This window comes from Companilactobacillus mindensis DSM 14500 (assembly GCF_001434275.1).
GTDB classification, from domain to species: Bacteria; Bacillota; Bacilli; order Lactobacillales; family Lactobacillaceae; genus Companilactobacillus; species Companilactobacillus mindensis.
Map to the genome: position 1 here is coordinate 1 of NZ_AZEZ01000086.1, position 14,856 is coordinate 14,856.

Here is a 14,856-nt window from a genome sequence, read left to right on the forward strand (position 1 = left end):
ATGCCGGGCGCACTACACTAATAGGTCATCCAAAAATCAGCTGGATGACCTATTTTTAGTACTGTTTTAAATAAAATATAAAATCATTAGATTTAAAGTTTTAATACTACTAATGTAAAACAAATAAAAAACCGTTTAGTCTGGAATGGAATCCCGGCGGATGCTCAGCCGTGGTAGTCTCTTGGCTGGCGTACTTTGCCAGGTTAGAGACAGACAAACTTAGAGACAATTTGAACCGTAATTGGCTCTAAGTTGCTCTCACAGCGTTCCAGCAATCCGCCGGGATTTCATGGAAGACGGCAGTGAACAACCAAATTTGAAAAAGAACCGAAATACTGAATCAGAAACGATTTTTTGTTTTTTAGTTCAATTATTTAATGTCATCGATTGATGCAAATTCATTTGTAGCGACACGATAATATGTTTTGTTATTGAATTTAGTGACACGATCTGATTTCCAACTGGAGTTGCTTCCTAAAGCCCGATTACCGATCAAATCATCTTGAGCATCCTTTAAACGTGCTGTTCGATCATTTTTAATCGTTACAACGCGGTTGCTTGGAATATAAACATAAACATCATTAGCTTTGATCCATTCGTTTGTAGCAACACGATAGTATTCTTCCCCATCAACTGATGTTATTTCGTCAGAGAACCAGTCGGTTCCTTTAGCCAAAGCACGAGTTCCTGATTTTACCATAGTGTTATCTTCAAGTTTGTATAAATTGAAGTAATTTTGATTAAAGTGAGTTGAAACCAAATTTGGTTCATGAACAATCGTTGGTTTATCAACATATTGAACTACGTCATGGTTCACAACTACTGTGTGCGTAGTGTTTCCAGAATTACCGTTGCTACTGTTACCAATCTTTGTATATTCAGCTTTATCAAGTGCCGTAATCGTTCCGTCATCATTGACCTTGGCTCTGACTTTTTTAGTATCAGTCGTATAACCTGGTTTATCTGGAACATTGACAAAGATAATTTGGCCTTCTTTGCCAGTTGTTGGTTCGGATTGCACATCGCCAATATTCGAACTGATTGTTACCGGTTTAGTAACTGAAGGTGTATCTAATGTATAAGTTCCTTGGACAGAATCAGTAGCTGAGATTCCATCTGGACTAATTTTTTTACTCTTATCACCTTCATTTAGCCATTCTGCATTGCTGGAACCATTTGTTGGTAGTGTGACTGTTGAATTAGATAACTTAAAGTTAGCGCCAAAGTTGATTTTGGTAAGACTGTTATCACCTTTAAAGACATCATCCGATGTATCAACTTTACCAGTATTCAATGACGAAAGATCAACGTCATTTAGAATTGGATCATTGGCAAACATTTCGCTAATATCTGTCATTGCGTTAGCATTTTTCAAAGAACTCAAATCAACCTTTTCAAGATTTGCGTTGTTACTCAAAAGGCCAGAAATATCTTTAGCACTAGCAAGGTCCCAATTTAAACCGGAAACGTTATTCAAGTTAGTGTTGGAGAGCATGCCATAGATTGATTCCACTTTGCTTGTATCCCAATTGGCAATTGGCGTTACATCATTAACTTTGGTGTGGGCAAACATGTTAGACATATCAGTTGCCGCACTTGTATTCCATTTAGATATTGGCGTTAGATTCGAAACATTTGTTCCAGCAAATAAACCAGTCATTGATTGAGCTTGAGATACGTTCCAATTTGAAACAGGAGACAAGTCGCTGATCTTATCGTTATAAAACATTGCTGTCATATCGTTGAGATTATTTGGTTGCCAATTTTGTAAGCCATCTAAGCTCGTAATCGGTGTGGAACTGAACATTTCTTCCCCATTGTTCAAGCTTGTTGGTTGCCAATTTGATAATGGTTTAAGTGAAGTAATCTTCGAACCAGAGAACATGCCGTTCGCTGAAGTTACTTTTGAAACATTCCATCCAGAAATTGGTGTTAGGTCTGTGATTGGTGTATTTGCAAACATTGCATCCATCTTGGTTACATTATCAACGTTTAATTTGCCAACTTGAGATAAGTCCTTCAAACCAGTGTTATCAAACATTCCCGACATATCGGTTACCTTTGAAGTATCAAAATTTTCTGGATTAGCAATATTCTCTAAATACTTCAGTCCTTTAAAAAGACTTCTAGAATTAGAATCTGCCGTTGTTTTTCCATCGAATGAAACAGTTTTAATGCTATCGGCATATTTACTAAATGGTGAGGTGATAGAATTTTCATCCATTGCAGGCAATTGGCCGCCTTGGATATGTAGGACACCGTCATTCGTCAAATTCCATTCAACATCTCCGAGTTTTCCTGAAGCAGTTGCAGTACTAGGAGCGCCAACCGAACCATCAGTGTCGTCAGTATTCAAACTTGTATTAAAATCGTTAGCCTCACCAGCTTTAGCTAATCTTGCTTTATCTTGCGCAGTTAACTGTGAATCAGCATTATCAGATAATTCGTCAGCCTTTACGGTTAATTCTTGCGTAGCTATTGGAGCCGCTAATAACAATACATTTAGTATGGCTACTGAGATCATTTTCCCTTTTCTATACATCATAAAAATCTCCCTCCGATTTTTACTTCCATTAATTAAAATAATATTTATAAATATTATAATTTCAATGGTGGTTGACATATAGTCAAATATTATAATCAAGTTTATCAAAACCGAGTAATAATTATTCAATACAATGTGTTTTTAAATATTAGTTCCTGCAATTTTGGAATAAATAATAATCTTCAATTATATTGTTCATTTTCAGGTTACTTTATATGTCAATTATGCTAACTTGAAACTAAGAATTCTTTTTGGAGGTATCTTTATGAAACTCCGACATAAAATATTTTTCATTACCGTTGGAATCTTAGGATTGATTGGGCTTTTCTACGCCATTTGGATCAACTACAAAGCAGTTGTCGAAACTTTTACGGCATACGCATTTGACCGACAAACTTTGATCAATCTTTTACGCCATCAAGGTAAACACAATGCAATTTTATTCATGGCCGTTATAGCGATTGGTTCGGCCATTCCTGGTATGCCTATTGGAGCAGTGGCAGTCCTTTCGGGAGTCTGTTTCGGAAACTGGCTCGGCTTTGGTATTAATATTTTTGGAATCGTCATTGGTAATTTATTGGCTATCTTCATCTTGGGAAGCTTTCCCCACAAGGCACGTCCCAGCAAATTCCGTCCCATCGCCGATCATTTGAAAAACATGCATCACCCACGGATCGGTTTGAGTATCGGCTATACGGTCCCAATGTTGCCAACCCTATTAGTTAATTATGCCGCCATTGAAATGCACCTTAATCTGAAAAATAAAGCTCTCTGCATCTTCTTAGGGTCTTTACCAGTTTCATTTCTCTATGCTTTCGGTGGCAATGAATTGCTTTTTGGAAACACTAAAGCAGTGATTATCACCGTCATCTTAGTGATCTTATTAGTTGGCCTTTACGAGATTGTCCGTAGAGACCAACGTATCAAAAATCAAATCGATTAAACAAAGCGAGGCCTTTTCATGGAATCAGAACCAACTATCACTGAACAAGTTATTGAAGCAATGCAATTTCAAATACATCACACTAAAAAACAAATCGAATCATTGAACAAAGCCCTAAAACACGTCAGTGATGCTAGTGAATTACAGACTAAAGGGATTCTTTTGAAGACTTATGTGAAAAAAATCAAGCCCAAGTCTTCCAGCGTAACGTTACCTGATTATCATAACGCCGGTCAAAGTCTTACCATTCGCCTAGATCCAACAAAGAGCATCATGAAAAATGCCGACAATTATTTCCATCGTTATCATCGTGAAAAACACGGTTTGGAAACCATTCAAACTAACTTAGTTAAGGCCAAAGAAGCTTTGCAAGCTCAACTAGAACGCCAACAAAACATTGACCTCCAAAATCTTGAAATGGTCCAAAAGATCCGCCAACAATTAATCGACGAAGGGGCTTTAAAGACCAAGGTTCTCCACTCGTCCAAGGCTCCCGAACCTGCCCATCCAAGACGTTTCTATACAACTGATAATGTATTAGTTGAAGTTGGGAAGAACAGTGTTCAAAATGATCATTTAACATTAACTGCCAAAAAGGATTACTACTGGATGCACGTCAGCGATTTGGCCGGTTCCCACGTAGTCATTCACAGTGTCGATCCATCTGAACAGACGTTACTAGAAGCGGCCAGTTTAGCAGCCTATTACAGTAAAGGCCGTGGTTTAAAGAGCGTTCCTGTCGATGTCTTGAAAGTTCGTCAATTGCACAAGCCTAAGGGCGCCAAAGCCGGTTTAGTCATGTTTACCGGTAAATCTGATACTTTAACCGTCTATCCAGATGGTGAAATGGCGAAACGTTTAGCTGAAAAAAATAAATCTGACTCATAATTTCTCAAAAAAAGACCAACATTTTTATCAAAGAAGTTCTTTCTGAATTTTGGTTACATACGATTATTTAGACACACTTAATAGGCCATCCTCAAAATTGGATGACTTATTTTTAATATACTTTTCATTATTAGCATTTCCTCCCTAATACTACCAATGTAAAACAAATTCGTGTATCCTTCTTTCAATCTCCGATTCTGCAAAGGTTCTAAGCGTGCAAAAAAGCAGTGTGACTGGTGAAGTCAGCACTGCTTAATGATACCGTTATAACGGTTATTTACGTTTCCTAAAAATAATAAACTTACTAAAAATATAGTTCAAAGCAATAACTACTACATTATCAAAGACCTTAACAATCAAAGCATTAATGCCGAACAATGAAACACCAATCGTCATGATACCTTGATCCATGACCCAAGAAGCTCCTCTGAATAGGAAAAATGAAATCATCTCTGTCCAAAAGGCTTTCCAGGTAGTCGTATGCGAATTGAATACCCACAATTTATTAGTTACGTAGGCAAACAGAACTGACAACCAATAAGCTAGGAAATTCGCAATTTGATAATTCCAGTGGAGAGTGTGCCACAACAAGCCGAAGGCACCGATATTTACTAATGTTGTCAAAACTCCAAAAAATACATAAGGAATTGCATCTTTATATTTATTCCATAATTCTTTTATCATTTAAACATGTCCTTAATGGTTTAATTTCCAATTTTTGTAGCTTAATCCTAAGAAATATGCGATAACCTCGAAGGTTGAGATGAAGAAAGTCACTGGCCAATTAGTAACGAAGGCCAAATACAATCCCAACCAAACTCCAGCTAATGACAAGCCTACCGATACCATGATCAATTTAGGCACCGTGTGAACGACATATTTAGCAGTAGCTCCTGGCAATGTCAAAAGAACAAAGACCAACAGCGAACCTACGATCTGGGCCCCAATACTGACACTCAGAGCCAAAGTTACCAAAAAGGCAATCGACAGTAGTCGAGTCTTCAAACCGGCCGCACGGGCGCCAATATGGTCAAATGAATCAAATGCCAATGGCTTATAGAAAATAATAAAAACAAAAATCACGAATAAGGCCAAAATCATCAATTGATTAACTTCTTTAGAACTGATGCCGACAATACTTCCGAACAAGATATTCGTCGCATAGCTGCTAGATTCAGAAGATAACGACAAGAACAAGATACCCAAACCAATAAATAACGATGATATCGCACTGATCGAGGCCTCTCTTCTGGATGATTCCGAACTCAAACTACCGACGGCAATCGAGCTGACCAAAGTAAACAGGATCATCCCTGCCAATGGCGAAATTCCTACTAAGATACCAAACGATGCTCCCGCAAAACCAATTTCTGACAGTGTATGCGAAAGAAAAGACATATTTCTCGATACTACGAATACACCGACTAACCCAGCCGTTATCGCAATAAAGGTACTGGCAATAAAGGCTTCTCTCATAAATTCATATCCAAACATAATTAACCACCCATCTCAAACATATCTTCTGAAACATCGCTCACATGAACTTCTTCTAGCGTCTTATTCTTGAAAAATAAAGCTCGGCTAGTGTATTTCTTCGTCAATTCATAGTCGTGAGTGATGAAGATGACAGTTAAATTATATTTTTCATTCAATTCTTGCACTAGATCCATCAGTTGCATCTTAACTTCAACATCCAAACTGGCCGTCGATTCATCCAAAATCAAAATCTTAGGATCATTCAACAACGACTGTGCCAAGTAAGCTTTTTGTTTCTCACCACCTGAAGCTAGTCCTAAAGGACGGTCCTTGAGTTGAGTCAGCTTGGTCTTTTCCAGGATTCGTTTGATCGTCTCATTATCTTGTTTACGTTTAGCAGGACTAAGCGTGAACTTCAAGTTCAAACGGACGAACTGTTCAATGTTCAATGGGTAGTCGAGATCAATATTGCGAAATTGGGGAACATATCCAATATTTTGTTTCTTATCGATCAGCAATTTACCACTAGTTTCCTTCTCCAACCCCATCATAATCTTGACTAGGGTCGTCTTTCCGGAACCGTTGGGACCGATCAAACTGATAAAGTCGCCATCATTGATCTTAAAATTAACATTTTCAAATACCAGTTGCTTGCCGAAGCGCTTGGTTAAATTCTTTGCCTCAATCACAGTTATTTCTCCAATATCCTTTCAATCTGAGTAATATTGCCATTCATCCAATCATAATAGCCTAAATCGCTAGGCAGTGTTTCCGTAAAGTAAACGATGGGAACATGGTACTTCTTAGCTAGACTTGTCATCTTGGTAATAATACCGCTAGTTACTTGTTTATTGACAACTAAAAAACTGACCTCGTGATGCTTGAGTCCATTTTCCATATTCTTAACATCATCGATTGAAGGATCAGTATCGTCCTCAATCGCTTTAGCAAAGTGTGGATTAGCAATCGTTACTCCGAGATTATTCAAAAGATAGTAAGGTAAAGGTTCCGTGACGTAGGCTTTTTTGCCATTGGTATATTTCTTCAACGCACGTTCTCTTTGGATTAAACTATCTAATTTTAAATCGTATTTCTTAAAATTAGCTTGATAATAAGCTTTATTTTTGGGGTCTACCTTGGCCATACGTTGATAGACGTTATAGCTTAGACGTTGAACATTTTTAACGCTAAACCAAATATGTTCGTTGGCCCCATCTTTTTTGCCTAAAATATTTCCAAAATCAATCAAATTTTTATTTTGACTATTGGCCGTAACAATTTTTTCGACCCAATCGTCGTAACCCAAGCCACTAGAAACGATCAAACGTGAATCAGCAATCAACTTGGCATCGTTACTAGAAGGTGAAAAACTGTGGGGATCAACGTTGACCGACTTGATTATCGATTTGACTTCATATTTGTTACCCACAACGCTTTTGATCGGTTCAATATATGTATTCACCGTTGTTGTGATGATTTTTTGAGATGTAGGCTTTTGACTGCATCCCCCTATAAATATCAGTAGCGAAAATAAAACAAATAAAAATACTTTCCTTTTCCGCATTTATTATCCTCTATTCAATAATTACTTAACTAAAATAGAGGCCCGCACAAAACATTTGTCTTGTACTGACCTCCTAAAAATATAACTAATTATTATTGTAAAGGCAAGTTATCGCCTATTACCAGATTTGGAAATATTGTCCATTAGTAGGAACTAAATAGCTTCCAACTGGTGTATCTGAATCTTTGCTATAAACATTGATTTGGTAGCCACTCACATTATTCCAAGTGACTTTACCGTTGGCAACGTATTGCGTTGTCGTCTTATCATACGTCGAGCTCAACTTGTTAGCTAAGAAATCAACGGCTTGATCTGAAGTCGTCAAGTTAGTGCCTTGAGTTGTTTGATCTGTTTGATTTTGAGACGTACTTTGATTGTCGTTTGTTTGGGTACTAGAATTGTTGCTATTAGTATTGCCATTATTGTTAGTTTGGCCCGTTGTCGTACCAGCAGCATTTTGACTACTGTCAGTATTAGTATTTGAACCAGACTTAGCATTATCATCATTTTTAGTTGTGCTGTCAGCAGTGGCCGAGTCATCAGATACTGTCGCTTTTTTAGTTGTGGATTTAGTGGCCTTCTTAGGGCTCTTCTTTTGAGTTTGTTCAGTATTAGCAGCTGATTGCGTGCTTGCCGATTGTTGGTTTGCACAACCAGCCAAAAGGATACCTGACAAGATAACTGTGAAAATCGATAATCTCTTAAACATGTGGAAGTACCTCCTTATACACTTCGTATTATATCGGAAGTACCTAAATCACCGCAATGTTTCACGAGAAACATTAATAAATCTTAGTAAAATCGATTTTTTCACCTCGACGAATCTTTTCGCCAAATTCAATCGACTTGTCGACGATGATGCTCTGACCATCAATTACTTGATAAGGATGATCTGGTGATTTTTCTTGAGCAAAGGATAATTCTGTACAGCCCAAAACAATCACATCACAGTCAAACTTCTCGTGCATCGTCTGCAAGATTTTGTGATACTTAGGCGTATTCATCTTCCCTTTGATCTTGATATCATCGTAGATCAAACTCTCAACTTCATCTTGAACCTCTTGGTCACCCAAACTGTATTCAAAGCCGGCTGCTTTGATCTCATTTTCATACACGTGATCAGCAATCGTACCTTTAGTGGCAATCAAACCGATACGTTTGGCATTAGGATATTTCTTCTTCATCACGCTTACTGCCATGTGGGGCATGTGAATGATAGGAATATCTGTGGCAGCTTGCAACTCTTTATAGTAATAGTGGGCCGTGTTACAAATTATTACCATGAATTCTGGCTTTAATAAGCTCTGTTGCTTAATATCTTCCGTCAAAGGAGGTAAAAAGCTTGGTTTACTGTGGTCCAAGATATGTGCTGTCCGATCGGGAACAGTTGAATGATTGACTAGGATATAATCCAAATAGTCTTGATCCTTCGTCGTAGGTGTTCGTTCATTCAACAAATGCACATAACTCTCAGTGGCCAAACTCCCCATACCACCAATTACTGTAAAGAATTTCTTCATGTTTCTAATCCCCAATATCCTTCAAAATTTTCTTAGCAACTACCGGATCGCTGGCATAAGGTACGTCAACGCCTTTAGTCTTTTGGTAAGGATCGTTACCTTTGGCAGCCAAAACGACAATATCGTCATTGCTACTGGATTTTATCATTTCGCTAATTGCTTTTTCACGATCTAAGACTGTCTTAACTTTAACTTTCGTGTGATCGATCTGGTCGTCGATTTGTTTACAAATATCGGCTGGATCTTCAAATCCAGGATCATCAGTCGTCAAAATAGCTTCATCAGCTAATTCGGTTAAAACTTTAGCAAAACCAGCTCGTCTGGAAACACCTTTGTCGCCAGGGCTTCCGACAACAACTTTAACTTTAGAAGCTGGATACTCACGTTTGAGAAAGCTCAGTAAAGCCTTCATACTAGCATAATTGTGGGCGTAGTCTACGAAAATCGTTCCGTGAGAGTTGGTATTAATGTGTTCCATTCTCCCCGGGACGAACGCTGATTTTAAACTATCAGCAATCACCTCGTTTTTGACACCCAAAATCTTAGCAGCAGTAATAGCTGCACCAGCATTGAGTTCGTTGAAGTCACCAACTAGGCCCAAACGATAAGTGTACTCGCTGTGGTCTTGCAAGTCTTCGGCTTTGTCACTCTCAGCTGTATATGTGAAGACAGAATCATTCAAGTTTGATTCCTTGTTACGAATACTAAAGTCAGTATCAGCGACTTCATCTTTGGCAAAACGATAAATGTCTTTATCGTCGCTTGTTTGTTTAGCAGCTGCATAAACTGTATCGTAATCATTTGTCTGACGGTTGATAATGTTGACTTTAGAATTGATCATCAATTGCTTCTTGCAGTTCAAATAGTCGGCATATGTTGGATGCTCATTAGGTCCAATGTGATCAGGGGTGATATTCAAGAAACCACCGATATCAAATTGTAAGCCATATACTCGGTTCTTCTTATATGCTTGTGAAGAAACTTCCATTACCAAATACTTGAAACCATTGTCGACGCATTTTCTCATGTCGTGGAATAAGTCCATTGACTCTGGAGTCGTTAGATCCGACTTGAATTCATCTTCAGGTTTAGGTCCAATGATCCGATCAACAGTTGAAAATAGTCCAACTTGTTTAGGGTAAGCTCTCTTCAAAATGTCATAAAGGAAATATGAAGTCGTTGTCTTTCCTTTGGTTCCGGTAAAGGCAATGATGAAGAGATCATTTTGCGGATTTCCATAAAACTCAGCACTCAATAGTGACAAAGCTTTGGAAGCATTCTTAACGATCAAACGATCGATGTCTTGACTGTATTCTTTTTCGGAAACATAAAATTTGGCACCATTTTTAATGGCTTGATCCAAATATTCAGCCTTAAAATTATTGCCTTTGCAGAAGAAGACCCCATTAGTTTGGTCTTCCTTAGAGTTGTAACTGATGTGCGTTACTTCTAGGTTTTCATCGCTAACTGAACTAGAAACCAGCAAATCATGCTTTTTCAAAATCTCTATAGCGTTACTTATTTTTAAACTCATTTTTTCACACTCCTAAAATAAATGGTTAAAAAATTCTACGATTTGATCCCACCAAGATTTCTGGTCTATCTTCTTATGTATCACTTTTTTAACTTCGGCCTTCTTTTTAAACGGAAGATAACCATTGCCAGTGTTCGTGACTATCAATTTTACCGTTTGCGTATTGTGGACCGCGGCAAAACCTAAATCATCACTACTTACATTATAACGTAATTCTTCAATATTAAAGTTTTTAGGCAACCAACTATAAATTGGTTCGTAAGTTTTATATTCTTTTTTATTAATTTTTATTTTTTGATTTTTCTTGAGAATTTCTTTGCGCTCGTAATTTTCTTTCAAATAACTGACCAAATGTTGGGTACTGCGGAAACGTTTATCAAGGTCAGTTTTCTCACCTTGAGCATTCAAAACTATCGTTACGATCCTAGTACCATCCAGTGGCAAAGTTCCTACGAAGGACTCCCCTGCTTGCTCAGTCGTACCAGTCTTTAGACCATCAAATTCATTGCCATCTTGATAGTCCCGATTACCCTTTAAAAGCAGATTTAATGAATTATATGTCTTAGTTTCATTGCCATCGGGAAAGGTCAATTTGGCCTGTGAAGTTGTCTGTAAAATTTCAGGATATTCATCCAAAACGTGTTTTACGACCACACCAATATCGTTGGCTGAAAGTTTATTTTCACCATCTTGACTCCCTAAATACATATCAGGTTCCAAATCAGAGTTGTTCAAACCAGACACATTGTATATTTCAGCGCCCTTGATACCCCAACTTTTTAATGTTTTACGCATCAATCTAACGAATTTTTCCTGACTGCCTGAAACTTTTCCCGCCAACATCATTGCTGCTGAATTGGATGAAACTATCCAAGCAGCATTGTACAGATCCTTGACCGTATAATCTTTATCAGCATCTAGTCTGACGTTGGTCAATTCGGATTTTTGGGTCATTGAAGCTTGAGCTTCGGTCGGTCTGATGGTGTCTTTTTCGGTAAATTTACCTTCTTTGATCGCCTTCGTTACCAAATACAACGTAATGATCTTAGTGATCGAACCGATGGCTACTTTTTCATCAGCATTTTTTTGATAAATGATCTGGCCAGTATGTTCATCGAAAATCATCCCTGCGGTAGCATTTATCTCTGGTTCAGTTCCTGATTCGGCTTGAACCGTCGATGTAAAAATTGGTAACGTCAATATTACGACTGACATTACCAATACTATTTTTTTTACAAAACTTTTCATTGTTAACCTCACAAATCAATCTTGGGATTCAGCTATTGGAAAATGGCTAATGAAAGCTGTTTTAGTTTTATCAGATGTAACAGCAATCGTGCCACCATGTAATTGAACCATACTTTGAGCGATAGCCAAACCCAAACCAGTTCCACCCGTCTTCTTGGAACGAGAATCTTCCACTCGATAAAAGCGGTCAAAGACATGTTTCAAGGAATCTTCCGGAATTGGTTGACCATTGTTAGCCACCGTCACGACCACTTCTTTGTCTTTCTTTTCAGCTGTGAGCCAAATATGGGTGGCACCTTTACCGTATTTCAACGCATTCATGATCAAGTTATTGAAGACACGACCTAACTTTTCAGTGTCGCCTTTCATCATGATCTTGTCTGGGATTGAATTGACCATGATCTCCATGCCCCGCTTGTTAGCTTCCAATTCGAAATCAGCTGACAGTTGGTCAAGCATCTGGGCCATATCAAATTGAGTCATATTCAAACGACTTGTGGCGTGTTGTACGTTAGCGTATTCGAACAATGAATTGACCAAATTTTGCATTTCCAGCGACTTTTTGTAAGCAATGTGGGTATACTTTAAAATTTGTCCTAAATCATTGAAACTCTTGCTTTCGATCAGACCCAAATAACCAATGACTGAGGTCAAGGGCGTTCTAATATCGTGACTGACGTTACTGATAAGTTCATCTTTGCTCTCTTCAGATTGACGTTGTTCTTCCGAATGACGGTTCATATTCAAGATCAACTGATTAAAGCTATCAACGATATTTTGTAAATTAGGATTGACCTTTAAGTTGACTGGTTTAGCCAAATTATCGTTAGCTACACCTTTTAAGACGAGCTTAATATGAGCCAATTCCATGTGGTGATAAGTACTGATGACGATAAAATATGCCACCAATAGCTCCACTATCCAGACGATAAGAAGCACCCACAGTTTAGCCTTCCATAAATTTTCAAAATTTACTTGCAGATTAGCCCACATGCTTTGTGTGCCGATACTGCCGATCAATATAGCATTTATTACCTGAAATAAAAGAAAGGTGCCTATTCCCTCAAAAAGGAGGACACCTTTTTCTCTTACGTTCAGTTTGATTCGTTTGCTCAAAATCAAACCTCCACTTTGTAGCCTACGCCCCAAACGGTTTCGATAACTTTTTCACCGTTAGTGGCATCTTCTAATTTATCACGCAAGTGACTGACGTGGACCATAACAGTTTTAGCTGAAACGACACTCTCTTGTTTCCAAACTCGTTCAAAAATTTCATCGGCTGAAAATACTCGATTAGGGTGGCTGGCCAATAAGTAAAGCACACCAAACTCAAGTGCAGTCAACTGTACTTTTTGTCCAGAATCAGTTACGACTTCGTGTGAATCCTTATAGATCGTAATTGGTCCTACTTCTAATTTATCGGGAACGTTCTTAGATGTCTGTTGCGTGCTGCGACGCAATAATGAACGGATTCGAGCCATGATTTCCAAAGGATTGAATGGTTTCGTTACATAATCGTCAGCGCCAGTAATAAGACCTTGTATCTTATCCATATCAGTCGTTTTAGCCGAAACGATAATGATTGGGATCTGCGAATTCTTCCGCACTCGCTTTACAACCTCAATTCCATCGATTCCCGGCATCATAATATCCAAAACCATCAAGGCAATATCGCTATGTGCTGACAGTTGATCCAATGCTTCTTGTCCCGAATTAGCCGCAATTGGTTCATAGCCTTCATTTTTTATGTAGATACTAAGTAATTCTACAATTTCCTTATCATCATCCACCACTAAGATTTTCATTTAATAAACCTCTCAAGCGTACATATATTTACAAGCTTACAACTAGTTAGTATTATACAATAAGAAGTAAGTAGATTACTAATTAGACATGAAAGTAGGCCTCAATGGAATATTTAAGAAAACGAATGAAATTCTTATTGATAATCACCTTCTCAGTAGCTGTTATTTTATTCGTACAATTTGAATTGCATAACGACCACAACCTTGATTTGAAAAAAGTCGGTATTTACATGACTTTATTGAAGATTTTTGCCGGTGGCTATGGAATCTATGGTTTGATTCAATTCTTCAGAGTCAAATAGATTTTTGCCAAGATAAAAAGCCTGTACTAATTGGAAATTTCCAATTAGTACAGGCTTTATTTTTTTTGAAAAGAGTTGCAAAATCGGCAAGCAATTCGTGCGATTAGGCAAATACTCAGAAGTTACCCGGTTTGTTTCGCTCTCTAGTTGAAACGAGCTACTCAAGCCAGATTCCTGTGCATTGCTACGTCCTAAAAATCATCTGACAAAACCGGTCAGATAATTTCTAGGACTAGGCAATTGCTCGGAGTCTAACCGGCTTGCTTCGCTCTCTTAGAAAAAGGCTCTTTCTTTGATACCTGTCATTTGACGGAAACCAAAGCGAAGTCCGAAGGCAATAATTGCAGCGATGAAGTAACCTACGGCATTAAGCGTTGGATTGATCGAAGCTGGAATCAATGTCATTGCAGACAAGAAGACAAACATCAAAACTAATCCGACAACTAGATAACCAATTGTCATTCCCCAACCTGGACGTTGGTCTTTTGGTTTCTTCATTTGATTGTTGAACCATGATAACAAACCACCCCACATTGCTGAAAGAATGATCAATGTGATAATACCAGTTTGGTTATTAGGATTACTCTTAGCACCAGTCTTGCTTGTTAAAGCAACGATTCCGTACAAGGCACCGAACAAGGCAAAGAATAATAGAGATGTGTCAAGCCATGAAGCCCAGAATGGCGTTGGCTTAACTGGTTTCTTTGGATGAGCAATATCTTGGGCCTTTTGAGTTACTGGTCCATAAAGTTGATTAGCTGGAATACCTTTGATTTGGTTATCGACAACTTCTGGAAGCATGCCATCAATAGCCTCTTTGGCCTCAGCTTCGGCGAAACCATTGTCCATCAAATACTTGTTAAGTTTAAAAATGTATTCAGCATTCTTATTACTCAACTTTTTGCGCAAATCATCAACGTTGGCACTGTAAATTTCGCTTGTTATTTCTTCTTTTTTTGTGTTCTTAGCTGAAGCAGCTTTTTGCTTTTCAGCAGCTTGCTTATTCTTATCTCTCAAATCCTCTGACATTT

At 38.1% G+C, this 14,856-nt stretch carries 15 protein-coding genes; 3 read left to right on the plus strand and 12 right to left on the minus strand.

What is annotated here, in order from left to right; translation table 11 throughout:
* Positions 1–370: 370 nt before the first annotated feature.
* Positions 371–2,545 carry a BspA family leucine-rich repeat surface protein gene (locus tag FD29_RS07670; RefSeq protein ID WP_057888358.1) on the minus strand — a complete coding sequence of 725 codons (2,175 nt, stop codon included), beginning with the start codon at positions 2,543–2,545 and terminating at the stop codon, positions 371–373.
* A 265-nt stretch (positions 2,546–2,810) separates the two neighbouring features.
* Between FD29_RS07670 and FD29_RS07675 the strand changes: the two genes are divergently transcribed.
* Positions 2,811–3,488, plus strand: coding sequence for a TVP38/TMEM64 family protein (locus tag FD29_RS07675; protein ID WP_057888359.1), 678 nt, complete (start codon positions 2,811–2,813; stop codon positions 3,486–3,488).
* 18 nt (positions 3,489–3,506) lie between these two features.
* On the plus strand, positions 3,507–4,376 hold the full coding sequence (locus FD29_RS07680; RefSeq protein WP_083477816.1) for an NFACT RNA binding domain-containing protein: 870 nt from the start codon (positions 3,507–3,509) through the stop codon (positions 4,374–4,376).
* 273 nt (positions 4,377–4,649) lie between these two features.
* Here FD29_RS07680 and FD29_RS07685 read toward each other — a convergent pair whose 3' ends face one another.
* The 10 genes from FD29_RS07685 to FD29_RS07730 all read right to left on the minus strand — a co-directional run bounded on the left by FD29_RS07685 (position 4,650) and on the right by FD29_RS07730 (position 13,523).
* Positions 4,650–5,060, minus strand: coding sequence for a GtrA family protein (locus tag FD29_RS07685; protein ID WP_057888360.1), 411 nt, complete (start codon positions 5,058–5,060; stop codon positions 4,650–4,652).
* A gap of 12 nt (positions 5,061–5,072) precedes the next feature.
* The gene (locus FD29_RS07690; RefSeq protein WP_057888361.1) at positions 5,073–5,870 is read right to left on the minus strand and encodes a metal ABC transporter permease; all 798 of its coding nucleotides are present in this window, start codon (positions 5,868–5,870) and stop codon (positions 5,073–5,075) included.
* A gap of 2 nt (positions 5,871–5,872) precedes the next feature.
* Positions 5,873–6,541: a metal ABC transporter ATP-binding protein gene (locus FD29_RS07695; RefSeq protein WP_057888362.1), complete on the minus strand. Its 669-nt coding sequence runs from the start codon at positions 6,539–6,541 to the stop codon at positions 5,873–5,875.
* A 2-nt stretch (positions 6,542–6,543) separates the two neighbouring features.
* Positions 6,544–7,416, minus strand: a complete 873-nt coding sequence (locus tag FD29_RS07700) for a metal ABC transporter solute-binding protein, Zn/Mn family (RefSeq protein WP_057888363.1) — start codon at positions 7,414–7,416, stop codon at positions 6,544–6,546.
* 118 nt (positions 7,417–7,534) lie between these two features.
* Positions 7,535–8,125: a hypothetical protein gene (locus FD29_RS07705; RefSeq protein WP_057888364.1), complete on the minus strand. Its 591-nt coding sequence runs from the start codon at positions 8,123–8,125 to the stop codon at positions 7,535–7,537.
* Positions 8,126–8,198: 73 nt separating this feature from the next.
* Positions 8,199–8,936 (minus strand): aspartate/glutamate racemase family protein, encoded by a 738-nt coding sequence (locus tag FD29_RS07710; RefSeq protein WP_057888365.1) that lies wholly within the window; start codon positions 8,934–8,936, stop codon positions 8,199–8,201.
* A gap of 4 nt (positions 8,937–8,940) precedes the next feature.
* Entirely contained in the window at positions 8,941–10,470 is a 1,530-nt protein-coding gene (locus FD29_RS07715; RefSeq protein ID WP_057888366.1) for a UDP-N-acetylmuramoyl-L-alanyl-D-glutamate--2,6-diaminopimelate ligase, read from the minus strand.
* A 12-nt stretch (positions 10,471–10,482) separates the two neighbouring features.
* Positions 10,483–11,718, minus strand: a complete 1,236-nt coding sequence (locus tag FD29_RS07720; protein ID WP_057888367.1) for a D-alanyl-D-alanine carboxypeptidase family protein — start codon at positions 11,716–11,718, stop codon at positions 10,483–10,485.
* Positions 11,719–11,733: 15 nt separating this feature from the next.
* Entirely contained in the window at positions 11,734–12,867 is a 1,134-nt protein-coding gene (locus FD29_RS07725) for a sensor histidine kinase (protein ID WP_476728477.1), read from the minus strand.
* Positions 12,837–13,523, minus strand: a complete 687-nt coding sequence (locus tag FD29_RS07730; protein WP_057888369.1) for a response regulator transcription factor — start codon at positions 13,521–13,523, stop codon at positions 12,837–12,839. Before FD29_RS07730 ends, FD29_RS07725 begins: the two co-directional genes overlap by 31 nt.
* A gap of 104 nt (positions 13,524–13,627) precedes the next feature.
* On the opposite strand from FD29_RS07730, the gene FD29_RS07735 reads away from it, so the two are divergent.
* The gene (locus FD29_RS07735; RefSeq protein WP_057888370.1) at positions 13,628–13,825 is read left to right on the plus strand and encodes a hypothetical protein; all 198 of its coding nucleotides are present in this window, start codon (positions 13,628–13,630) and stop codon (positions 13,823–13,825) included.
* Between the two features lie 273 nt (positions 13,826–14,098).
* On the opposite strand, the gene FD29_RS07740 is transcribed toward FD29_RS07735, so the two are convergent.
* Complete coding sequence (locus FD29_RS07740) at positions 14,099–14,854, minus strand: DUF1129 family protein (protein ID WP_057888371.1); 756 nt, start codon at positions 14,852–14,854, stop codon at positions 14,099–14,101.
* Between the last annotated feature and the right edge of the window lie 2 nt (positions 14,855–14,856).